The 24,597-nt window shown below is 37.6% G+C and carries 13 protein-coding genes; 9 read left to right on the top strand and 4 right to left on the bottom strand.

Features of this window, described 5'->3' with window-relative positions; translation table 11 throughout:
• The first annotated feature begins 313 nt into the window (after positions 1-313).
• From KORDIASMS9_RS03985 to KORDIASMS9_RS03995, 3 genes are read left to right on the top strand one after another with little or no spacing between them, the layout of a single operon-like run.
• Complete coding sequence (locus KORDIASMS9_RS03985; RefSeq protein ID WP_114901598.1) at positions 314-1,576, top strand: phosphatidylserine decarboxylase family protein; 1,263 nt, start codon at positions 314-316, stop codon at positions 1,574-1,576.
• Positions 1,577-1,610: 34 nt separating this feature from the next.
• The gene (locus KORDIASMS9_RS03990; RefSeq protein ID WP_162819751.1) at positions 1,611-3,440 is read left to right on the top strand and encodes a hypothetical protein; all 1,830 of its coding nucleotides are present in this window, start codon (positions 1,611-1,613) and stop codon (positions 3,438-3,440) included.
• A 20-nt stretch (positions 3,441-3,460) separates the two neighbouring features.
• Positions 3,461-4,861 (top strand): hypothetical protein, encoded by a 1,401-nt coding sequence (locus KORDIASMS9_RS03995; RefSeq protein ID WP_162819752.1) that lies wholly within the window; start codon positions 3,461-3,463, stop codon positions 4,859-4,861.
• A 203-nt stretch (positions 4,862-5,064) separates the two neighbouring features.
• Here the strand turns inward: KORDIASMS9_RS03995 and KORDIASMS9_RS04000 are convergent, their stop codons facing one another.
• The 4 genes from KORDIASMS9_RS04000 to KORDIASMS9_RS04015 all read right to left on the bottom strand — a co-directional run bounded on the left by KORDIASMS9_RS04000 (position 5,065) and on the right by KORDIASMS9_RS04015 (position 13,772).
• Positions 5,065-7,941: an alpha-amylase family glycosyl hydrolase gene (locus KORDIASMS9_RS04000; RefSeq protein ID WP_114901601.1), complete on the bottom strand. Its 2,877-nt coding sequence runs from the start codon at positions 7,939-7,941 to the stop codon at positions 5,065-5,067.
• A gap of 214 nt (positions 7,942-8,155) precedes the next feature.
• Positions 8,156-9,217 carry a SusE domain-containing protein gene (locus tag KORDIASMS9_RS04005; protein WP_114901602.1) on the bottom strand — a complete coding sequence of 354 codons (1,062 nt, stop codon included), beginning with the start codon at positions 9,215-9,217 and terminating at the stop codon, positions 8,156-8,158.
• 12 nt (positions 9,218-9,229) lie between these two features.
• Positions 9,230-10,810, bottom strand: a complete 1,581-nt coding sequence (locus KORDIASMS9_RS04010) for a RagB/SusD family nutrient uptake outer membrane protein (protein ID WP_114901603.1) — start codon at positions 10,808-10,810, stop codon at positions 9,230-9,232.
• A 31-nt stretch (positions 10,811-10,841) separates the two neighbouring features.
• A complete protein-coding gene (locus KORDIASMS9_RS04015) occupies positions 10,842-13,772 on the bottom strand; it encodes a TonB-dependent receptor (protein ID WP_114901604.1) in 2,931 nt (976 codons plus the stop codon).
• Between the two features lie 303 nt (positions 13,773-14,075).
• On the opposite strand from KORDIASMS9_RS04015, the gene KORDIASMS9_RS04020 reads away from it, so the two are divergent.
• The 6 genes from KORDIASMS9_RS04020 to KORDIASMS9_RS23805 all read left to right on the top strand — a co-directional run bounded on the left by KORDIASMS9_RS04020 (position 14,076) and on the right by KORDIASMS9_RS23805 (position 24,594).
• Positions 14,076-15,116: a LacI family DNA-binding transcriptional regulator gene (locus KORDIASMS9_RS04020; protein WP_114901605.1), complete on the top strand. Its 1,041-nt coding sequence runs from the start codon at positions 14,076-14,078 to the stop codon at positions 15,114-15,116.
• A gap of 201 nt (positions 15,117-15,317) precedes the next feature.
• Positions 15,318-16,925, top strand: a complete 1,608-nt coding sequence (locus KORDIASMS9_RS23800; protein ID WP_240321120.1) for an MFS transporter — start codon at positions 15,318-15,320, stop codon at positions 16,923-16,925.
• Positions 16,918-17,574 carry a beta-phosphoglucomutase gene (gene pgmB / locus KORDIASMS9_RS04030; protein ID WP_114901606.1) on the top strand — a complete coding sequence of 219 codons (657 nt, stop codon included), beginning with the start codon at positions 16,918-16,920 and terminating at the stop codon, positions 17,572-17,574. Before KORDIASMS9_RS23800 ends, pgmB begins: the two co-directional genes overlap by 8 nt.
• 102 nt (positions 17,575-17,676) lie before the next feature.
• On the top strand, positions 17,677-19,983 hold the full coding sequence (locus tag KORDIASMS9_RS04035; RefSeq protein ID WP_114901607.1) for a glycoside hydrolase family 65 protein: 2,307 nt from the start codon (positions 17,677-17,679) through the stop codon (positions 19,981-19,983).
• A gap of 357 nt (positions 19,984-20,340) precedes the next feature.
• Positions 20,341-22,302 carry a glycoside hydrolase family 13 protein gene (locus KORDIASMS9_RS04040; protein ID WP_114901608.1) on the top strand — a complete coding sequence of 654 codons (1,962 nt, stop codon included), beginning with the start codon at positions 20,341-20,343 and terminating at the stop codon, positions 22,300-22,302.
• 225 nt (positions 22,303-22,527) lie between these two features.
• Positions 22,528-24,594 carry an alpha/beta hydrolase gene (locus KORDIASMS9_RS23805; protein WP_240321122.1) on the top strand — a complete coding sequence of 689 codons (2,067 nt, stop codon included), beginning with the start codon at positions 22,528-22,530 and terminating at the stop codon, positions 24,592-24,594.
• Positions 24,595-24,597: the final 3 nt, after the last annotated feature.

Genomic DNA, 24,597 nt, shown 5'->3' on the forward strand with positions numbered 1-24,597 from the left:
ACCATCGATCCCATTCACAAAACTAAAATTTCGATTTGACAAGTATGGATCTTAGTAAGGTTTTCTTGTATCAAACTGACATCATATATACACTCTTTTTCCGCTTTCGCGAGAACATTCAAAGTACAATGCTTTTCTCCTTCCACACTTTTACTAAATTGGTAAAAGTGACCATTGCTATAACATCCTTTCAAGTAGAAATACCTGTTTTTTAAAATTAGACGTATGTACGTGCTAAAATAAAGGTTAATTATCTCATATTTATAGGAGTACTATTTATTTCAAATTCATACTAACCTAACCCTTTAATAGCATGAAAAAATCGAATAATGATGGAGCGTTTATGCCCGTAACGAATCGCATGGGAAATTGGCTTCCAACCAAACAAGATGCCGCAGCTTGGCTAGAGAAAACAAAGAAAGAAGCCAAAAAGAAAAAGCGCAAACTCGATCCAACCATTAGAAGTTTTAAAAGGCTGATCGAAACCGATCCAATCATCAATATGTATTTTACGCAGATGTTTCAGCAGCAGCCAAAATTTGCGCCACCAGCAGGAAGTGGTGATGTGAAAATTAAAAATTACCAAGAAATGTTGCTCATTATGAACCATGTGTTAAAAACCGCTCCAGAATACAACACCACTGGAATGGTTGGCTTTCCTATCAACGCCATTCTCGATTTTCCAATGATTACGCCAGCAGGTTTGGCAGCTTTTGCAGATGCTAAAGTAAACCGAGCCTTGATGAGAATCTTAAAAAAATGGCAAAAATATTTAGACACTCCCGATTCATTATATGTCCTAAACACATCTCCAACAGGTTGGATGAGCAAAAGCGCTTACAAAGCATTGAGCATGCAAGATTTTATTCATGATCCTAAAAAACCTTTTTGGGGATTCAAATCATGGAATGATTTCTTTATTCGTCAATTCAAAAAAGGAAAAAGACCAGTAGCGTCACCAAAAGATAAAAAAGTGATTGTAAGTGCCTGTGAAGCCGCTCCGTTGCGCATTAGCGATAATGTACAACGTACAAGTGAGTTTTGGATTAAAGGACAACCGTATTCGCTAGAACACATGCTCGACGGACACAACGTAGATTATTATGAAGGTGGAACAGTGTATCAAGCGTATTTAAGTGCGGAAAATTACCATCGTTGGCATGCACCAATTGACGGAAAAATTGTAGAAGTACGACATGTAGAAGGAACGTATTATTCAGAAGCTGCTTCAGAAGGTTTTGATCCTGCCGGACCGAACAACTCGCAAGCATATTTAGCACAAGTTGCTGCAAGAGCCTTAATTTTCATTGATAGTGGCGATAAAAAACTTGGAATTGTTTGCGTCATACCAATTGGAATGGCAGAAGTATCTTCCTGTTTGGTTTCTGTAAAAGTAGGTGACAAAGTGAAAAAAGGAGAACAAATCGGCTATTTCCAGTTTGGCGGTTCTACACATTGTGTAGTATTCCAAAAAGGCGCGATTGCCAATTTTACGCTGCCAGCCATTCCGCAAGGAGCACAAGGTGAAGATTCTAAAATTGTCCCTATAAACTCAGCTATTGCTGTTGCAAATTAAACCAACCATAACGAACCATTAAATAACCGAAATAATGAAAAGAGTACTTACAATTGTGCTACTATTAGCCGTTTTTGGTTTGCTTTTGATGAACATGTCAACATCACAAACAAGCACTCCTAGTTTTGTATTTGATACACCAGCATATCAAGGCAATAAAGATTTTAAAGATGCTGAAAAACGCGCTGCTTTTGCAGATGCTTGGGATAAATATGTTCATCGCTACACCGTAACTTCTGCCAACTATAATTTGAGTGGTGGTTACGATTATACCGTTCCCGGGAAAACCTATGTAGATCCGAAAGAATATCCAGATTTTTTTGAAGACGCCGCACAAATTCCTGTACGTTGGGAAGCATTTCCTGGGCGTGTTTTATACTATTTGAAACAGAAATTTATAGATACCTACGGATTTGTAAAAGGCACCAACAGAATGTATGAAATGGTTGATATTGGTCCAGAAGCCTATCAAGCTACATATAAAGATAGTATTGTGTACATTCCTCAAAACCCTTGCAATCCGAATCCGAATGAGGTAAAATTGTTTGATCCGCTTGGGCCCAGAGGTTGGCTAGATGAATATTGCGAAATGGGTATCAAGCGAAATACTGCTAAAAAAATCACACGGTTGCATTTTACTTGTGAAAACCCGGAGTATTATTGGACGATGTGGAAAATAGACCCGAACAAAGTATTGGAAATTTATCAAACCACATTAAACAATACCAACATTCAACTAGAAGATTTATACTTAACAGACGCACAAGGAAATGCTGTGATTGATAGAACGACACAGTTACCTGCGTATAATCCTATTAACAAATGGAATAGCGGTACAGAAATGTTAGCAAACAGTGGTGGTGCCATGCATTTAACAAGTCCGCCAAATGAATTGAGTGCAGAAATTGTCTTGGCTGGCGGCGGCGCTGTATTGCGAAGTTATAATGTGGAAGAAAACGCAGATGCCAACACCTTGATTTGCTGTAGTAAATACGGAAGACGCTTTCGTCATAGCGATCCGCATATTGGGCAAAACGTGTATCAAGCGGTGCAAGAAGGTTTGGAAGTAACCTTGTTGAATCCTGTGGGATTGTATTTGCAAGAACCTTTGTACCAATATTTTGAATTGCCTGCAAACGCTCCAAAAGATGCTAAAATACAAGATTGTTTCAAGTTTGTACGTGGAGAAGTTCAGAACAAACCTAATCAAATGGCATATCCAAACAACATGATTTTACACATGATTATGGAAGTACCAGAAAGTTGGGACGATAGCATTACGCTGGAAGACTTTAAAGTATTTGGTAAAAAAATAACCTACGGTTCTCAAGTGATGGAAACCATCAAAGTACAATTGGCAGCCGCTGGGAAACCTGCTTCTGTAACAACCAAAGCCAAAGAACTCGATTGTACTTCCGATAATGGAATTGTAGGTGTTGACTATTTTGTAGATGCCAATATTTTGAAAACAAGTATTAGCAATTACAACAAGCTGAATGTGTATGCAAATGTAACGTGTAATATTACACAAGTTGCCCAAGGAACTACCGTGGACAATCTTGCCGTAGTAATTAGCAATGTAGTGGATAAGTTTGGCAATGGAATTCCTCCGAATAAATTTGACCCTAAAAACTTCAATATTAGTTTTCCAGATACCAATATAGAAGTGACTTCGAGCTATGTTGGAAATGACCCAGCGTATGCAACACTGACTAAAAATGAAGAATACACATTCAATATTAGTGTAAACGTTCCTGAGGATTTGCCTGTGGGACAGTACCCTATTTTAGTAACACATACTAATTTTGGACTCGCAGTTCCACACATGCTTGAAGTGGTCGCTGCGGATGCCATCGCACAGTAATAACCATTAAAATTTATACAATGAAGACAAAAATGATCAGTTTCGTAACTGTTGTAGCAATCCTTATGGTTATTGGCTGCAAAAAGAAAACTACAAAGTATACAGATTTAACAGCTTCTAATGCCTGTGGTGTTGGTTGTGACACCTTGGTTTTTTTACCAAACAATCCTATTGATGTAAAATTGTTGAATCAGCAATGTGCAAACACCTTTGCTTGGCAATCGTTTATTGCGTTGACATGGCCGTCGAGTCCTGTTGAAGCTGGACAACCAGATCGATCAAAAACTATTGAAGATTGGGGAAAACCGGGCGATTTAACGCCGATGGCTTTAGGAACGTATAAAAGTGCTGAAAATATTTTTACCAAGCACAAACCTACCCAATGGGGAAGCAATCTCGATCAATTGATGGACACCAATCCAGACGATAATATTTCGCACAGAGAAGTAGCCGATTTTAGTAAGTTTGATGATGATAAGGAAGTGGTAAACGAGTTGTTTCAGGCTTCTGGTGGAACTTCTTGGCTTACCGATCAGAATGGAAAGTTGATTTGGTATGAGATTAAAGTAAATCATACCGAGTTTGATTTTATTACGACGAATATGTTATACGATCCTGTGCATCAAAATAAAATGGCGGAAAATGGTGGTATTTGGATGCCAAATGGTTCTATTGAAATTAAAGCTTCTTGGCGTGAAATAGCGGATGAAGATTATGAAAAACTTAAAAATCGCTATAAGATTATTACGGCGTGGGTTCCACAAAATGTAGTCGTGAAAAGCAGAGAAGATGTAACAATGACCGATTATAAGGAAACAAAACTAGGTTTGGTAGGATTGCATATTATTCAAAAAACACCGACCATGCCACAGTTTCATTGGGCAACTTTTGAGCATGTAGATTTAGCACCTGAAAAACAATTGAAAGAATCTGAGGTTGATTGGTTATTGTACAATCCGGAGAAGTATACCGAAACACCTAATCAGACACCAACTGTTGGAAAAGATCCAATTGATCAACCAGTTCAAGTAATCAAAGAACATGAAGCTACCGTTGGGTTGGATGCGAAAGTACTGAACAAATTTGTACATGAACGCATTGCCGAATTGGCTCCAGAAAGTGTGTTTAAGTATTATAAATTGGTGGACAGTCAATGGCCTTCCAGTGCAGTTTCTGACGATGATAATGTAACGTTTACACCGTTGAAAGATGGAGGAAAAACACCCATAATTATGACCAATGTAACCATGGAAACATACATTCAAAAAATTTCATGCTTGGATTGTCATGTGGGCGCAGGAATTAATCACACTAAAGATGGACAAGAGTATGCTTCTGATTATAGTTTTATTTTCGGAATGGCGCAAACACAAGATTCCACCTCAGTGATGGCAAAGAAAAAGGTAAAAGCTTTAAAATAATACCAATTTACATTTAAAATGGTATAAAAATCAGTCAACTACAACAACGTGTTATCAAACGATAACTATACAAAAAGGTCGCTCACTGGAGCGACCTTTTTTAAACACTTTGTTCTCAATTTTTAAAGTTGTAATAACACTAGCTACGAACAAGTTTAGTCAAATAATGATAATATAGCTGATTCATTCATCAGAAAAAAGTGTTAGTCTATTAATAGTCTTTTAGTAGCTGTTCCTTGATTGGAAACAATTTTTACTAAGTATAAAGCGCGTGTCAATTCTGCCACATCAAAAGAGTGTCCGGCATTGAAACCGCCTGTAAATGTCTTGATTTGCTTTCCTGTAATATCGAAAATCTGAACTTCTTCTACGTTTTTGTCTAGTTTAAAACTGTCAGAAGCTGGATTTGGATATAATGAAAGTGTGTTGGAGTTTAGTTGGAATTCTTCCGTACTCAACACTGATTGTTGGTTTCCAAAGATTCTAAATTGTCCCGCAGGAATTGAAATTGGATCGGCCGTATTGCTGACGCTGATGCTTGTACTTCCTGTATCGTCCATTAAATCATACCAAGTTCCTGGATAAGGAAAATCTGGAACAATGGTCAAATCTGCCACAGAGAAGTTACATAAAATCACCACATTTTTTAAATCCGTAGCTGGAATGTTGTCATCAAAAATATAAATACGTTGTCTGATGTCATTGATATACGGACTGATAGCATAGTTTCCTTCAAATACAGGTTCATCTATTTTAAGTTGAATCAATCGTGCCCAATCATCGTAAATTTTAGCTCTGTTTGGATCGCCTAGCCAATTGTTTGTCCATTGCGGTTGTGGTTTTGTGTCTAGTTTACAATCGCCAGGTGTTGGATCGGCAGGTGTATTTACACTTCCATTGTTACACGTAAAGATAGAATTTTCCATTCCCAATGCTCCAAAGTGCCAAATCATTTTTGGTCCAGGAATCGTTAAAGAAGCCGCACCTAAAGCTGACATTCTTGATAAAGAAGTATTTAAGTCTTGCACATTATGAGAAGCTAGTGCAGCGTTTCCAAATTGCAAGTTTCTGTACATGATACGTTCTTCATCATGACTTTCAGCATACCCAACCAAACGTTTTCCGTTGAAACCTCTACTGGTGTGTCCCATTCTGGTTATGTCTGCATTGGAAGCAAATCCCATCGTTAATTGGTTGTACTGATCGGTCATTTTTCCCCACATCATAATTCCTTTTCCTTCGCCTAAACGGTAATCTGCCCATTCTTTTTCTTCGTTGTCTTGCCCTAAGTGTTCAAAGATTACATAGTGCGTATCGTCTAAACTCCATGAATAATCTGCATATTGTTTTAAGATGGCTACACGGTCGTTTCTGTATCCGTTGGTGCAACCTTCATCTGATGCAGTACATTCTTGTGTGAATCCTTTGGTTAAATCCCAACGAAAACCATCAATTTTGTATTCTTCAATCCAATGTTTTACTACACGTTCTGTATAGTATTGCGTTCTTGGTTGTTGGTGATTAAAATCAGAACCAACACTGTAACTGTGCGTTGCCACTTGGTTGAAATACGGGTTTTCTGAGCTTGGTTCTCCCCAACCATCGTTGTCTGGATCGTTCATCCACATACGTACCATTGGGTTTCTTCCAAAAGCATGATTTAACGCAATGTCTAAGATAACTGCAATTCCATTTTGATGGCATAAGTCTACGAATTCTTTGAATTTATCGGCTGTTCCGTAGTATTTGTCTAATGCCAAGTGGAACGATGTATTGTATCCCCAACTTTCATTGCCTTCAAACTCCATGATTGGCATGAGCTGAATGGCATTTACGTTTAAGTCTTTAAAGTAATCAATACGATCAATTAAATTTTGATAGTTTTTATCCGCATCAAAATCACGAATTAATACTTCATAAATGATTAAGTCTTCTTTTTTAGGCTTTGCAAAGTTTGGCACTTGCCAGTTGTAAGGTGTTTGACCTGTTTGTAATACTGTAACTTCGCGTTCTTGTCCCGCAGGATACGCAGGTAAGTTTGGATACGTCGTTGCCGGAATGAAAGGATCATCAAATGGTGATAATACTAAGGTAGAATATGGATCAGCCGCTTTCACTAATGATGGTGAATTTGCAATTGGGGTTTCGTCCACTACCCAATATTGGTATGTGTAGTTTTGTCCTGGTGTTAATCCTGTAAGTTCTATCCAGAATTTTCCAGAAGCTCCATCTTTTTTCATTGCATAACTTCCGTCTGGTTGCCAGTTGTTGAAGCTTCCTGCAACGTATACGAAATCTTTGTTTGGCGCATCTAAGACTAAGGTTGCTTTTGAAGTATCTGCATCATAATTGATTCCGTCTTCTAAACCTGCTGCCATGGATTGTGTTACCGTTCCAGGATTGATAACTACACTAAAAGTTCTTGTAATGGTTGTTCCACCTAACGTAACTTCTAATGCATAGTTTGTATTTTCTGTAATGTTAGTGTCTGTATATGAATACGATGTTCCACTACCGGAGTTGATCGTTGTTCCATTTGCTTTTAATACATACGCGGCACTTCCACCTGTGTTGTTTGCTGTAATTGTTAGGTTTGATCCTGAAGCTAATATGGTTGTGCTCCCATTATCTGGCGTTACCAATGTAGTTTGAAACGCTCCTACATCAAAGAAGAAGTCAGAACAACCGTTATCTTTAAATTCTTGTGTTCCGTTTTCGTTTCTGAACACCATTCCCATTTTGGTAATGGTTGCTGCTTGTGCAGTGGTTAATCCGTAGTGAGTTTCAGGCACAATGGTAATTTGCCATAGTCCGCCACCCATATCTGTCATTTCTCCAACGCCATCGTCTTGTCCCCAGTTTCCTGTAACATAGGTCCAAGGGTTGGCATCGGTTCCTACACCTGAGTGTAGGTATACTTTACCTGGATTAGTGATTCCGTCACAATCCGTTGCTGTACTATTGATATCAACCGTAATCGTGATCGATTGGTTTACCTCAAAAGGATTTGGTGAAATGGTTACTTGACCAAATGCAATACTCGCAAACAGCAAACATACAATAAGTAATTTTTTTTTCATTTGTGTCTTTTTTTGTCAGACAGAAGTTGCCATCCGAACGCAATTCGTCATGGCTATTTCATAGCTTTTGTTTGAACATTGATTGATTACTACCTTTTCTATGAAATATGATTCACTATCAGTTTGTCTCTCTGAATGATATAGTAGAATTGGTATAAGGATAAAAAAGGCTGTAACAGTTTGAGTAGTTACAGCCTTTTGGATGATCATTATATTAATTTTGCGTCAGTGTGTATGTGTATTCTCTTGGATTGCTCAAGTCTAATACCACTGTATAGTTTCCTGCTGCAGGCACTGGAATGTTATCACCTCCAGGATTTAAACGTCCGTCTGCTCCAGTATCTCCGTAGTTCCAATCCCAACCATCGTTTGCTCTAAACTTGATTTCGTCAGCTGTTAAATCAATTGTAATTGAGAATGTTTGTGTTGCTGGGTCATACGTCATGTCGTTATCACTATCCCAACCTGTTGGTGTTCCAGATCCAATTAATCCCCAGTTTGAGTACTGAGCAGCACTGTATGTTAAGTTTTCAGTATCTACTTGTAATAAGTAGTATCCTGGTGTTGCTGGCACATTTGATTCTCCATCATCTACTAAGATTCCAGAGAAACTTCCGTCATCTCCCCAATCTGTATTTCCCCAAGCGAAGTTTCCTGTTTCGTCTGGTGCTACAAATTTGTATTCAGTTTCTAACCAAACATATCCTTCATAATCAGAAGCTCCAAAGTCAGAAGCTGCTAATCTTGGTGCTGTTGCTGGATCCCATCCTTGGTGATCTCCTGGTACAGCGATCATTGGTAATGACGTTGTATATGGAGTTACATTTAATGTGATTGTTTCAGAAACTTGCTCTTGTGCATCTTGTGTTCCAATAGAAGAAATTACACGCACATCAATGTCACCTGCTACAAAAGGGCTCAATCCTAAGCCGATTGCTGCATCGTTTAATTGTAAGTGTGTCCAAGAAAGGAATCTTTCATTGGTAGATCCACCTAAAACTGGTACTGCAAAGTCTGTTCCTCCAAGTGCAATTTCTACATTGTATGTGATTGCAGTTTGCGCATCATAGTCTGCATCGTCCCAAACAAGGGTTGTTGCTACATCTTGTTCATTGTCAGCATTTAAAATTAATGCTGTTCCTGAACTTGGAGTTCGTAATTCTGGTCCTCCTTGAGGAGAAGCTATAATAAAGTTGTCATCATCGCTACATGCGTTAAATCCAACAAAGGCAACTATTGCCAAAAAGCCTGTAGTTATTTTGTTTAATTTTTTCATTTTTATTTTTTTTTAGTAACCTGGGTTTTGAGTTAAATTAGGGTTTGCGGTAATGTCTGTAGCTGGAATTGGGAATAAATCTCTGAATGCTTCAGTAGTTGTTCCAGTTTCTACATTTCCTTTCCATGGCCATACACCTTGGTCTGAGAATTGTCCAAAACGAATTAAATCCGTTCTTCTGTGTGCTTCCCAGTGTAATTCTCTTGAACGTTCTGCTAGTAAGAATTCGTCTGTAACATCTGCAAAACCTCCAATTGGGTTTGCGTTTGAACGCTGTCTTACCATATTGATGTATTGTACTGCTAATCCTTGATCGCCTTGACCACTTCTTTTTACTGCTTCTGCATACATTAAATACGCATCTGCTAAACGGAATAATGGGAAGTCTGTATCGATGAAATCTCCTCCTGCATCAGATCCAGGAACACCTTCACTTGTTACATTTTTAAACTTTTCAACAGCATAACCATCATTAAAGTTGAATACATCTTCGATTTCTAATTCTTGTCCGTCTGTAAAGAAATTTGCTCTAGCATCCGTTGCTAATTCAGAAGCTGAGAATTGATTTACGAATGCTTTCGTAGTTCTAATTCCGCCCCAACCTCCGTTGATACCGAATGCTGCTGCGCTCATGTTTCCTCCAACTGGTGCGTGTACCAAGAATGTCATTGCCCCAAATCCTTGCGTGTTTAATCCGTCAGAATTCAGCGTGAAAATCATTTCGTTTTGGGCTCCGTTGGTATCATTATCCGCTAAGAATAATTCATCATAATCATCATGCAAGGTATATCCTGCACCGATAATGTTTTCTAGGAGTGGAATTGCTTGTGCACTTTGATCAGTTCCTGTATACACTTCTGCATTCAAATACACTTTTGCTAATAACATCCAAACCGCTGCTCTATCAGCTCTTCCGTATACATTTTGGCGTGCGCCTACCATTAATGGTTCAATTTCTGTTAATTCAGAAACGATAAAATCATAAACTTCTTGGCGGCTTCCTTGTTCAGGCAAAAATGCGCCAATAGGATCTGCTTCTGTTACAAAAGGAACATTTCCAAACATGTCGATTGCATGCCAGTAGCTCATTGCTCTTAAGAAGCGAACCTCAGCTTTAAAAGCTGCTGGAAAGAATTCTGATTCTGGAATATCGGCAGTACTTCTTAGAAATTCATTCGAGATTGAAATCTGAAAGAAAATTCTATTATACATTGCCGTAATAAATTCGTTTGCTGGCGTCCAAACTTGCCAGTTAAGGTCATGGATAGTACCGTCGTTCCAAGCAATTAAGGCTTCATCTGTCGTTAATTGTTGGTGTTTCCAGTATTGTCTCAAATAGTTTGAGAACCCTTCATCAATTCCTGAAATATCAGGATTACCAGCAGGACCTTGTTGTCCACTTACAACAAAACCTGCATAAATTCTCGCAAGGAATTGTTCAATGGCTGCAGGATCGTCAAAAACGTTCGCTCCAGTCACTTCTATTACTGGCTCTAGGTCAAGTTCGCTTTCACAAGAAGTGAAACCAAAACTCGCTACGAGCAGTAATAGTACAATACCGATACGATTTGATTGTTTTCTAATTGTTTTCATCATTGTGTGTATATAATTTGGTATTACTTTATTATAGGTTAAAATTCAATCCCATCAAAATATTTCTTTGTCTAGGGTAGAAGTTGTTATCAATTCCTCCATTGATTTCAGGATCTAATCCATCATAATCTGTAATCGTGAATAAATTTTGTCCTGATACATACACTCTCAATCGCGCTTTATCGAATAAATCATCAATAGTGTATCCGATTGAAATGTTATCTAGTTTTACAAATGATGCATCTTGAACATAATAATCTGAAAATAATTGTTGGTTTTGAAAACCAGTGTCTAAAATAGATGTATTTACGTTGTTGATTGAGTTTGCACCAAATAAAGATTGTACGTTTCCTGTGTTTGAAGCTACGTTGTTGTATGCATAGTTTCCAATATTAGCTCTTAACGTAAAAGCAAAGTCAAAGTTTCCATATTGCATGTAGGAAGAGAATCCAATTACAGCATCTGGATTTGGGCTTTCACCTATATATCTATCACTATCGTTCACAACACCATCTCCGTTAATGTCTACATAAGCACCTTCAATTGGCGCACCATTCGCATCATATATTTGTTTAAATGTGTAGAAAGAGTTGATTTCATTACCTACAGAGTTAATTTGAATGGTATTACCAACACCACCTGCAATTCCTCCAGTTAAAACACCTGGTGAATCTGTATTGTCTGTTAAGAATAATTTTGTGATTTCATTGTCAAAGAAAGAAACATTGAAGTTGGTATCCCATGTGAAGTTTTCAGTTTGAACAATAGAAGCATTTAAGCTAATTTCTAAACCTCTTGCTTCTAAGTTACCAACATTGGTCAATAACATGTTAGAAAGGTTGGTTCCTGCTGGAATTGGAATATTATTTAATAAGTCCTCTACTTTGTTTTCATATACTTCTATGGAACCTGTTAAACGATCGTTGAAGAATCCGAAATCTACACCAAGGTTGATTGATTTAGAACGTTCCCAACGTAAGTTTTCGTCATATTCTTCTGGACGAAGTGTGGTTACAAAACGAGGAGAACCATCTGAATTGTATCCAAATTGGTATTGAACGCGTGCATCTCCAAACGTAAAACGTGGAAGGTATCCATAATCTTGTCCTGCAATTTCTTGCTGACCTGTTTCTCCGTAACCTGCTCTTAATTTTAATTGAGAGAATACTTTTGAATCTTTCATGAAGTTTTCTTCAATTATATTCCATCCTAAAGAAACACCTCCAAAAATATCAGAACGATCATCTGGATTTAAACGTGAAGAAATATCATTTCTAAGATTTACATTGAATAAATATTTACCATCATAATCTACATTTATTCTACCAAAGTATGATTCTATGGCGTTTTCTCCAATACTCTTAAATTGGTTTGTTACACCAACTCCCGTAGTTGATTCAGAGATGTTTGATCTGTAATAACGTTGAAATGAGTGTCCAACCGTTGCATCAACCGTAGTTTTAATGTCTTCAAAAGTTTGCTTGTAGTTCGCATATACATCTAAAAGTCTGTTTCTACTCAAGTTATCGTAGAATCCTGTAACTCCTTGTTGGTTAAAGTTAGAAGCCGCTTCCGCTGGAATAAACGTATTTCCTTTCACTTCATTATAGTCATACCCTCCAAGAGCTGTTAATTTTACATTTCTGAAAAATGGTAACGTATAGTCAATTTTCAAACTTCCTGTACTTCTTCTCGTGTCTGCGATATTACTGTTTTGTTCTAATAATCCAACTGGGTTACGTACTGCTATTGGATTGATGTCTCCATTTTGATCTACAATTTCAGTGTAGCCACCAAATGGGCTGTTTGGATCAAATACAGATTGCGTAGGATCAAAAGAAACCGCTGCTCCAATAGCACCAGTATTTGCAAAGGTATCTTCAACCAAAGCTCCTAAAACATTTGCTTCAATACGTAAATCATCATCTAATAGGCGCTGAATAAACTTTATAGAACCAGACCAACGATCTACTCTGGAGTTTCTTAAAGTTCCTTCTTGTGTTACATACCCAACAGAAGCTCTATAGCTAGAATTGCCAAAACCTCCAGATACAGTTACATTAGTATCCGCAGTTAACGATCCTCTATAAATTTCATCTTGCCAATCAGTACTTGTGCTTCCTAATTGTGAAATTTGGTTTGCATTTCCATTAGCGGTTACTAAATCTCTAAATTGAGTCGCCGATAAAACATCTACTTCATTAAAGTTATCTCCAACTGCCGTGTAGTGATTTACACTAATATTAAATGGTGACCCTGATTTTCCTTTTTTCGTCGTAATTAAAATGACACCTGCTGTTGCTCTAGATCCGTAGATAGAAGCGGCAGAGGCATCTTTTAATACTGTAAAAGATTCAATATCGTTAGGGTTAATGTAGTTTAATCCTCCACTTGTAGGATCTAAAGGAACTCCGTCAACAACAATTAAAGGATTTGTGCTTGCTGCTAATGAAGAAACTCCACCTCTTACTCTAATAGTAGAACCAGAACCTGGCGCTCCACTAGGAGGTGTTACTTGTACACCAGCAGTTTTACCCGCAATTAACTGTTCTGGCGAAACAATAGCTCCACCATTGAAGTCTTCTGTGCTTACCGATTCAACGGAACCTGTAACGTCTTTCTTTACAGCAGAACCGTAACCGATAACGACAACTTCATCAAGTTTGGAAGCATCTTCTTCCATCGCTACATTAAGAGTAGCCTGTCCTGTATATGCGATTTCCTGAGTTTTGTATCCCACATACGTAAATACAATGGTTTGGCCATTTGTAGCACTAATTTGATAATTACCATCAAAATCAGTGGTTGTTCCAGTGGTTGTTCCTTTGATAACCACATTCACTCCTAATAAGGGAGTTCCTGTAGATTGCTCAGTAACAACACCTGTCACTTTTGTTTGGGCAAGCATTCCGATGGGAATCAAAAAAGCCAAAAACAAAATAAATTTTTGCATTTTCTTCATTTGTCTAATTTTTTATTTTCAAAATTGTCGTAAAATAATCACGTTTTTTTCAATCATTTCTGATTCTTTTTTTTGACAAAATCCGTGATATTTTTGATTAAATACTTTATATTTTTACCTCTCGATGTTAAAACTATGTAAAATTTGAGGAAATCAAAATCTAGGCACAACTTTTGATTCCACGCAAACGTTTTCGTGTTGAAAACTTTTATAAACATTGGGGTTTATCCATTTAAAACAGTGTATTTTTAACAAAAAAATAAAAAATCGTAGCTTTAATTATTGATCTTATAATAAACCCGTATGAAGCGAAAAGTAACTCTCAAACAAATAGCCAAAGAATTAGATGTTTCTGTATCAACTGTTTCGAAAGCATTAAGAAATAGTAAAGAGATCAGTTTGGACACCAGAACGAAGGTTCAGGCATTTGCCAAACTCTATAATTACCGTCCAAATAACATTGCGTTGAGTCTCAAAAATAAACGCACCAAAACTATTGGCGTCATTATTCCCGAAATTGTTCACCATTTTTTCTCTAAAGTCATTAGCGGAATTGAAAAAGAAGCCAACAATCGAGGATATAATGTTATTATTGGACTTTCCAACGAGTCTTTTGACAAAGAAGTTATTAACATTGAAATGCTTGCCAACGGAAGTATTGATGGTTTTATCCTCTCTGTTGCTAAAGAAACACTGCTTTTACAGGATTACCATCATTTCTATGAAACGATTAATCAGGGAATGCCAATTGTGATGTTTGATAGAGTTGTAAATGAAATCGCGTGTGATAAAGTGGTGGTGGATGATAAACTCGGTTCAAAAAAAGCAGTTGCCAAACTGATTGATAGTGGCTGTAAAAACATCGCACTCATTACAACCAAAGATTATGTAAATGTTGGAAAACTGCGTACACAAGGATATCTCGAAGCTTTAGAGGAACACAAAATTGCACCCAAAGCATCGCTTATCATTAAGGTAGAAGAAAACAAAGACAAGGAAGTAGAGATTGAAACGCTAGAAAAAGAAATTTCAGCCTTGTTAGAAAAAGAGAAAGATATCGATGGAATTTTTGCTGTAAATGAACTCTATGCCATCTCTGCCATGAAAATAGCAATTCACAAAGGTTATAAAATTCCAGAAGAAATGTCAATCGTAGCTTTTACAGATGGAGTATTGTCCAAACATTCCATTCCTTCATTAAGTACCATCAGTCAGCATGCAGAAGAAATGGGCTCAAAATCAGCTACGATGTTAATTGACAAGTTAGAAGAACTAGTGGATGAAGAAAAATACCAAACAGAAGTCATCAACACCACATTAATTGAACGAGATACCACACGGTAAACCTATGATATTCAAGTGCTAAATTGTTAAATTTTGACCCAATTACCGTTCAGAATTGCAATTTTTTAGTGGCTGTTTCAAAAAAACAACTATATTTACAGAACAAAAATCAAGACTTATATTTTTACTTCTCACCCAAAAAGTAAGTTTTGATAAGTGTAAACGCTTATCGTATAGAGTACTAACTAATACATTACGATAATGGAAAAGCGTAGATTAAGTTTCTGGGAAATATGGAACATGAGTTTCGGTTTCTTGGGAATTCAGTTTGGATTTGCCCTGCAAAATGCCAATGTCAGTAGAATTTTTGAAACCTTAGGAGCCAGTAAAGACGAATTGCCCATTTTATGGCTAGCTGCGCCAGTGACAGGCTTATTGGTTCAACCCGTAATTGGGTATTTTAGTGACCGCACTTGGCATCCAAAACTAGGAAGAAGAAGACCTTATTTCTTAGTGGGAGCCATTCTGGCTTCAATTGCGTTGATCATCATGCCAAATTCACCCATGCTTTGGATGGCGGCAGGTACGCTTTGGATTATGGATGCGTCCATAAATATATCTATGGAACCTTTTAGAGCATTTGTTGGCGACTTATTACCTAAAGAGCAACAAACCAAAGGTTATGCCATGCAAAGTTTTTTCATAGGAATTGGAGCTGTCGTGGCATCAATGCTTCCTTATATGTTAAAAAACTGGTTTGGTTTTGTAGATGATCCAAGTGAGACAGGAATTCCCTCGTCTGTAAAATGGTCTTTCTATTTAGGTGCAATTGCTTTTTTTGGTGCTGTACTTTGGACTGTTATTTCTACAAAAGAATATCCTCCCGAGGATATGGAAGAACACGAAAAAGAAAAAAATGTGGGTGTTTTTAAAGGGCTTAAAGAATCATTCTTAGGAATCTTTAAGATGCCTAAAACGATGCAACAATTATCGTGGGTACAATTCTTTAGCTGGTTTGCATTATTTTCTATGTGGATTTACACAACGACCAGTATTACAAGTCACGTATACGATATGGACGTTTCTCAAGAACAATTTACTGAGATGAAACAAAGTTTTGATCCCTTAATGACTGAGGAAGTGAAGAAAAAAATCATAGAAGTAGAAAATCTTAGCTTCTCAGAAAAGATCAAAGGAATGTTTGTTCCCAATCCTGAACGAAGTAACCTAAAAAAACTAAGTGCTATTAATGGCGAATTGAATGCTACTGCCGATAAATATGCAAAGGAAGATAACGTTCTTCTATCAAAAGGACTCATTAGTTTCTTTCTAAGTAAAGACATCACCATAAGCGATACACTAAAAGAACGTCTTAACTACAACAATTCACAATACGAAACAGGAGCCGACTGGGTAGGAATTTGCTTTGCCGTATATAATGGTATTGCAGCTTTATTTGCGCTACTCCTTCCTTTTTTAGCAAGAAGATTGACTAGAAAAGTCACGCACATGCTATGCTTAATAGCTGGTGGACTCGGGTTAATTTCCATTCTATTTATTAGTAATGATTGGTATCTTCTTATTTCAATGATTGGCGTTGGAATTGCTTGGGCAAGTATATTGTCCATGCCGTATGCCATGCTTGCGGGCGTTTTACCAACAAATAAGATGGGATATTATATGGGAGTTTTCAATTTCTTTATTGTCATTCCACAAATAATATCCGCAGGAATTTTAGGATACTTATTGAACAAGCTATTTAATGGCGATTCAATTTATGCCTTAGTCATTGGAGGAATTATGATGATTCTTGCTGGAATATTAACATTACGAGTAAATGATAACCCAACAGCAGAAATTAATGAATAAAAAAGGATTTATATTTGATTTAGATGGTGTCATTGTTGATACTGCAAAATACCATTACCTCGCTTGGAAACAACTTGCCAACGAGCTTGGTTTTGACATCACACTAGCACAAAACGAACAACTCAAAGGAGTCAGCAGAATCCGATCACTAGAAATTATTCTAGGATGGGGAAATAAAACACTTTCCGAAGAAGAGTTCAACAAATACATGGCAGAGAAAAACGATAACTATTTATCGCATATTGCACAAATGGACGCAGGAGAAATTCTACCTGATGTTCCAAAAACACTCAACTATTTACAAGAAACACAGCAAAGAATTGCACTTGGATCCGCCAGTAAAAACGCGCGCAAAATTCTACAAAAAGTAGGCTTATTCGATGTTTTTGAAGGTATTGTAGACGGAAATGACGTCAGCAAAGCAAAACCCGATCCAGAAGTATTTCTCATTGCTGCCGAAAAACTAAACATCACACCGAAAAATTGTATTGTATTTGAAGACTCTGTCGCTGGCGTTACTGCCGCAAATACCGCCGACATGATTTCTATCGGAATCGGTTCCGAAGAAGCACTCGGTCATGCCGATTATGTCTTCAACGATTTTACCGAAATACAAACCAATTTTATAAACGAATTAATAAATAGATAGCTTGGAATCAGATCGCTTCTCGCAAAAAGCCTAAAAGCGTTCACACTGAGCGCAGCCGAAGTGAAGCGATCTAACATCTAATATCTAACATCTCATAAAATAATGAATCAGAATTATATACAGCCAGACAACTGGTCAATCATCGAAGAAGGATTTGATATAGAAAGTGTTAAATCTTCGGAAAGTCTCTTTAGCATCGGAAACGGCGCTATGGGACAAAGAGCTAATTTTGAAGAATACTACTCTGGACCAACGTTTCAGGGAAGTTACATCGCTGGAGTATATTATCCAGACAAAACAAAAGTAGGTTGGTGGAAAAATGGCTATCCCGAATACTTCGCCAAAGTACTCAATGCACCAAACTGGATTGGTATTAATGTAAAAATCAATGACGAAGCACTCGATTTGAATGCCTGCAAAGAAGTCAAAGATTTTCGCCGCGAACTCAACATGAAAGAAGGTTGGTACGAGCGTACATTTATAGCTACTTTACAAAATGATATCGAAGTAGCAGTTTCCGCAAAACGATTTCTAAGTTTAGACATTGACGAAGTTGGTGCTATCGCGTACAGCGTACAACCACTCAACAGCGACGCAACCATCAAATTGACACCCTATTTAGATGCCGGAATCAAAAATGAAGATGCCAACTGGGAAGAAAAATTCTGGGAAACCATTCAAGTCAAAGAAGAAAACAATCAAGCATTTATCGTTGCCAAAACCCTAAAAACAGATTTCTACGCATGTACATTCATGCACACAGAACTCAAACTAAATGATAAAAAACTTGACTTACCAACGAATGTTTCGCAAAAATCAACAGACATTTCGTTTCACTACACACAAGAAGTCAACGCAAACGAAACATTGACCATTCATAAATATGGTGGGTATACTGTTTGCACAAATCACGATAAATACGAACTCATTGCCGCAGCAAAAAAAGCATTGTGTGAAGCAACTTCACTAGGATTTGACACATTACTCGAAAACCAAAAAGAAGCCTGGGCAAAAATTTGGGAAATGGCAGACATTACCATTGAAGGTGATGTAAAAGCACAACAAGGAATTCGTTTCAATATCTTCCAACTCAACCAAACGTATTTGGGGAAAGATTCGCGCCTCAACATCGGTCCAAAAGGATTCACCGGCGAAAAATATGGCGGAAGTACCTATTGGGATACGGAAGCCTATTGCATTCCGTTTTACATGACTACAAAAGATCAACAAGTAGCACGAAACCTATTGCAATACCGTTACAATCACTTAGAAAAAGCCATTGAAAACGCGCAAAAACTTGGATTCAACAATGGCGCGGCACTCTATCCAATGGTAACGATGAACGGCGAAGAATGTCACAACGAGTGGGAAATCACCTTTGAAGAAATTCACCGAAATGGTGCTATTGCATTTGCCATTTACAACTATACACGTTATACGGGCGATTACAGTTACATTCCAGAAATGGGACTCGAAGTCATGATCGGAATTGCACGTTTTTGGCATCAAAGAGCTACCTTCTCTACCGCAAAAAACAAATATGTAATTCTCGGTGTTACAGGACCCAACGAATACGAAAACAACGTCAATAACAATTGGTACACAAACTACACCGCACAATGGTGTATCAAATTTGCCAAAGATCACATTGAAAAAGTAAAGCAAGAATACGCAGGCGATTACAAACGCATCATGCAAAAAGTAAGATTGTCCGATCAAGAAATCTCTTCGTGGATGGAAGTTGCCGAAAACATGTATTTCCCATACAGTGAAGAATACGGCGTATACTTACAGCAAGATGGTTTCCTAGACAAAGACTTGGTGAGTGTTGCCGATTTAGACCAAGCACACCGACCAATCAATCAAAAATGGAGTTGGGACAGAATTCTGCGTTCACCATACATCAAGCAAGCAGATACCTTACAAGGATTCTACTTCTTTGAAGATCATTTCACCAAAGACGAATTGGAAAAACACTTTAACTTTTACGAACCATTTACCGTTCACGAATCCTCATTGTCTCCTTGTGTGCATAGCATTCAAGCGGCAAAACTGAACAAAATGGACATGGCGTATACGTTCTATCTGCGTACATCGCGACTCGATTTGGACGATTACAACAAAGAAGTCGAAGAAGGGTTGCACATCACCTCCATGGCAGGAACTTGGATGAGTATTGTAGAAGGTTTTGGTGGCATGCGCATGAAAAACGATACGCTCTCTTTTGAACCACGAATTCCGTGGCAATGGAAAGGCTATTCGTTCAAAGTCAACTATCGAAATCACATTCTCAAAATCAACGTCACACACAACGGAACCTCGTTCGAGCTTGAAAAAGGCGATGATTTAGTCATTCTAGTCGATGGAAAAAAAGTAGCAGTTTCACCAAACGATTTGGTAACTGTTTGAATATAAAATAACGATTTGGAGCTAATTCCTGCTTTCCGTTGTATCTTTTTTTGCCACTTATAAAAGCAAAAAAAGGATGCCACTGCAATCAGGGCTAGTCAGAACCTTAAAGGTTTCAAACAAAATGTTGGAATATAGTAGTGAGTAGTGAGATATTAGTATTGAGATTTGAGATTTTTTGAAACGTCATTGCGAACAAAGTGAAGCAATCCGTTTCCTAAAAAACGAAAATCATCACTTCGAGTGATTTTTTGTCATTGAGCTTGTCGAAATGAAAAAATTTAGTATCGAGAAGTACTATGAAACGAAAACATCTCATTACGCAATACTAACATCTCATTACTAACACACAATCAGATGAAAAAAATAATCCTAGTTACACTATTAGTATTTTGCTTCTCTTGCAACACAAAAGAAGAAAAAACAAACATTGACACAACTGAAGTTTCATCATCAAAAGTGACAGAAGTCAAAAACGACCTCGAACGTGTTGAACCTCCCTATTGGTGGACAGGTTTCAAAAACACAAAACTCCAACTCTTAGTCAATCATCCAAGCATTTCAAAAGCAACACCAAACATCGCAAATGCAAATATCAAACTAGAAAAAGTTGAAAAAGGCGAAAGTCCCAACTATCTATTCATTGATCTAGATATTGCAAATGCCAATGCAGGACAATTCAATATCGAATTCAAACTTGAAAATGGTGAAACACTCACACAAACCTACGAACTCAAAAAACGCGCAAAAGCAGCCAACGACTATGTAGGTTTCGACAGTTCAGACGTTTTATACCTCATTACGCCTGATCGTTTTGCAAATGGCAATGCAAACAACGACATTCCTATCAAAAAAACAGGCACTGACGAGGTCGGAAAAAAAGTAAGCTTTCTAAAAGAAGCAACAATCAATCGTAAGGACGATTATGCGCGTCACGGTGGTGATATCACAGGAATCACACAACATTTAGACTATATTGACGAAATGGGTTTCACGGCAATTTGGTCGTGTCCGTTACTCACAAACGACATGCCACGCAGTTCCTATCACGGATATGCTATTACCGATTATTATGAAGTTGACCCGCGTTTTGGAACCTTTGATGAATACAAAGAATTGGCAGACAAAGCTAGAGAACGCGGTATGAAACTCATCATGGATCAAGTGGCAAATCATTGCGGATTGGGACATTGGTGGATGAAAGATTTACCTTTTAGCGATTGGGTAAACTATCAAAAAGACTTTGAAAACAATGAAAAAGTAAACTTTTCAAACCATCGAAGAACTTCAAACCAAGATTTATATGCTTCTAAAAGTGACAAAGAAGGCATGACAAAAGGTTGGTTTGTCCGTGCCATGCCCGATCTCAATCAGCGCAATCCATACATGGCAAACTACATCATTCAAAACAGCATTTGGTGGATTGAATCTCTAGGATTAAGCGGAATTCGCCAAGATACCTATCCATATCCCGACAAAGAATTTATGAGCAATTGGGCAGGCGCCATCATGACGGAATATCCTAACTTTTCTATTGTTGGGGAAGAATGGAGCTACAATCCGTTGTTAATTGGCTATTGGCAAACTGGCGCCAACAACAAAGACGGCTACGAAAGCAATTTAAAATCATCCATGGATTTTGCCATGCAAAGGAACACGGTACAAGCCCTCAACGAAGAAGAAGCTTGGGACAGAGGTTTGGTGAAAATTTATGAAGGTTTGGCAAATGACTTTCAGTACGCAAATCCAAAAGACATCATGATATTTCCAGATAATCATGATATGAGTCGCATCTTTACACAACTCAACGGTGATGTTGCCAACACAAAAATGGCGTTGAGCTATCAATTGATGCTTCCAAGAATTCCACAACTCTATTATGGAACGGAAATCTTAATGAACGACTTTGCAAAACCTGGTGATCACGGATTAATCCGAACCGATTTTCCTGGTGGTTGGGAAGGTGATAGTGTAAACGCATTTACTGGCGAAGGTTTGACTTCGGAACAAAAAGACATGCAAGCATATCTTAAAAAACTATTGAATTTCCGCAAAACTAGCAAAGCCATTCACGAAGGGAAAACAGTACACTTTGCACCATTTTTAGGAACCTATTTCTTATTTAGAACGTTGGGCGACGAAACGATTGTACACATCATCAACAAAAACGAAAAACCCATCTCTATAGATTTAAAACGCTATGCTGAAATGAATTTGACAGGAAAAACCTTGACAAATGTAATCACTGGTGAAAAATTTACATGGAACGATGAAATTGAGTTCAAAGAAAAAGGAAGCATCATATTAACGACGAAGTAGATTAGATATGAGAAGTGAGTAATGAGTATTGAGAGCAATTCAAATGTCAGTTCGAGCGCAGTCGAGAAGCCAATGAAACCAAAAAGGTAAAATAGCCTTGTCTCAATTCTCAATACTAAAATCTAAATACTAAAAAAACAAAACGTCACTTCGAGTGATTTGCTGTCATTGAGCTCGTCGAAATGAAGAAAATTGTATCGAGAAGTACTTGGAAAACCAAATATCATGAAAACAAAACTAGTCTTACTTATAATTCCGCTTCTTTTCTTCTCCTGCAAAGGACAACAAAAAGACGACAATACTGATGGTAAAAAATCGGTCACATTTGTGATCACTAATTTTCCAAGCGATCATGATTTTTCAAAAGACATCTATATTTCAGGCGATTTTGAAGGTTGGTCTGGCGGACGACCTGAGTTGAAACTAGAACAAAAAGACAGCACTTACTACAAAATAACATTGCCAAACCATCGGGAAACCATCAATTTCAAATTTACATTGGGAAATTGGGAAACTGTGGAATTGGATGAAAAACGTCAAAATATTGAAAATAGAACCTATACTTTCAAAGAACATCCTGAAATGATACAAGTTGTTATTGGCGCTTGGTCCAACGGAAGTAACAATGAAACTATTTCTAGCAAACAACCCAACGTAGAAACGTTTTCAGAAAACTTCAAAATTCCGCAGCTCAACAAAACTCGAAAAATTCAAGTGTATTTGCCGCCGAATTATGAAAGTACTGAAAAATCGTATCCTGTTTTGTACATGCACGACGGACAAAATGTATTTGACAAAGCAACGTCGTATGCTGGCGAATGGGAAGTAGACGAAACGCTCAATACGCTACATTATACGCATGGTTTACATATAATTGTGGTGGCTATTGACAACAGCGAAGAACGCATGCAAGAATACACGGCTTGGACACATGAAAAATACGGAACGCCGCAAGGAAAACAATATGTTGAATTTATTGCAAAGACTTTAAAACCTGCAATTGACGCAAAATACAGAACTAAAAAAGATGCCAAAAACACGGGCATCATGGGAAGTTCTATGGGTGGATTGATCTCACAGTATGCTGCATTTGCGCATCCAGACGTATTTGGAAAAGCAGGTATTTTCTCGCCATCGTTTTGGTTTTCTGAAAATACATTTACGTTCACAAAGGCAAATCTTGCGAAAGCCAAAAACTCAAAGTTATACTACGTAATGGGCGAAAAAGAAGGTGAAAATATGGTGAACAATCTCAATAAAATGCGAACACTTTTAGAAAAAAATAATTTCCCAAAAGACAATTTCACTTCCAAATTTGAACCAAATGGCACACACAGCGAAGTCTTTTGGCGAAGCGAATTAAAAACCGCATTACTTTGGCTATTTTCAGAAGATGTGACCATACAAACAAGTCAAAAACCAATCATTCGAGAAGCTAAAAATGTGCAATTGGCGAGTGGAAAACTAATGCGTGTTGTGGATTTTCCATCCAACTATATTCGTCCGCGAAATGTAGATGTTTGGATTCCTGAAAACTATTCAAAAGATAAAAAATACAATGTGTTGTACATGCACGACGGACAAATGTTATACGATGCTTCTACTACGTGGAACAAACAAGAATGGCAAGTGGACGAAGTCGCTTCAAAATTACTCAAAGAAGGCAACGTGCAGGATTTTATCGTGGTGTCTCCTTGGAATATTTCTGAAATTCGCTGGCAAGATTATTTTCCACAAAAAGCATTTGACTATTTGCGCGAAGATGTACAAAATAAATTTCGTGAAGAAGCCAAAAAGAATAATTTCTCTTTAAATTTTAATGCGGATAACTATTTAAAATTCTTGACGGAAGAATTAAAACCATTTATTGACGAAACATTCAATACCAAAACCGATCGCGAACATACGTTTGTGGCAGGTTCTAGCATGGGCGGACTCATTTCGATGTACGCCATGTGTGAATATCCAGAAGTTTTCAGTGCTGCAGCCTGTATTTCAACACATTGGGTTGGCATTAGTCCAATGGAAAACAATCCAATTCCAGATACGTTTTTTGCCTACATGAGCGATCATTTGCCATCGCCAAAAACGCATCGTTTCTATTTTGATTACGGAACCGAAACCTTGGATCAACATTATCCACAATATGCACCAATCGTAGATACAATTTTCAAGAAAAAAGGATATACCAAAGCAAACTTTCAAAATTTAAAATTTGAAGGAACCGATCATTCGGAAAAATCGTGGCAAAAACGATTGCACATTCCGTTTACATTCTTACTAAAGAAATAATAT

The organism is Kordia sp. SMS9 (assembly GCF_003352465.1).
Classification (GTDB): domain Bacteria; phylum Bacteroidota; class Bacteroidia; order Flavobacteriales; family Flavobacteriaceae; genus Kordia.

Coding starts and splice junctions, on each gene's coding strand:
- KORDIASMS9_RS04005 (WP_114901602.1), bottom strand. CDS start 9,217: ATGAAAAAATTAAACAAAATAACTACAGGCTTTTTGGCAATAGTTGCC.
- KORDIASMS9_RS04010 (WP_114901603.1), bottom strand. CDS start 10,810: ATGAAAACAATTAGAAAACAATCAAATCGTATCGGTATTGTACTATTA.
- KORDIASMS9_RS04015 (WP_114901604.1), bottom strand. CDS start 13,772: ATGAAGAAAATGCAAAAATTTATTTTGTTTTTGGCTTTTTTGATTCCC.
- KORDIASMS9_RS04020 (WP_114901605.1), top strand. CDS start 14,076: ATGAAGCGAAAAGTAACTCTCAAACAAATAGCCAAAGAATTAGATGTT.
- KORDIASMS9_RS23805 (WP_240321122.1), top strand. CDS start 22,528: ATGAAAACAAAACTAGTCTTACTTATAATTCCGCTTCTTTTCTTCTCC.
- KORDIASMS9_RS04000 (WP_114901601.1), bottom strand. CDS start 7,941: ATGAAAAAAAAATTACTTATTGTATGTTTGCTGTTTGCGAGTATTGCA.
- KORDIASMS9_RS23800 (WP_240321120.1), top strand. CDS start 15,318: ATGGAAAAGCGTAGATTAAGTTTCTGGGAAATATGGAACATGAGTTTC.
- KORDIASMS9_RS04035 (WP_114901607.1), top strand. CDS start 17,677: ATGAATCAGAATTATATACAGCCAGACAACTGGTCAATCATCGAAGAA.
- KORDIASMS9_RS04040 (WP_114901608.1), top strand. CDS start 20,341: ATGAAAAAAATAATCCTAGTTACACTATTAGTATTTTGCTTCTCTTGC.
- pgmB (WP_114901606.1), top strand. CDS start 16,918: ATGAATAAAAAAGGATTTATATTTGATTTAGATGGTGTCATTGTTGAT.
- KORDIASMS9_RS03985 (WP_114901598.1), top strand. CDS start 314: ATGAAAAAATCGAATAATGATGGAGCGTTTATGCCCGTAACGAATCGC.
- KORDIASMS9_RS03990 (WP_162819751.1), top strand. CDS start 1,611: ATGAAAAGAGTACTTACAATTGTGCTACTATTAGCCGTTTTTGGTTTG.
- KORDIASMS9_RS03995 (WP_162819752.1), top strand. CDS start 3,461: ATGAAGACAAAAATGATCAGTTTCGTAACTGTTGTAGCAATCCTTATG.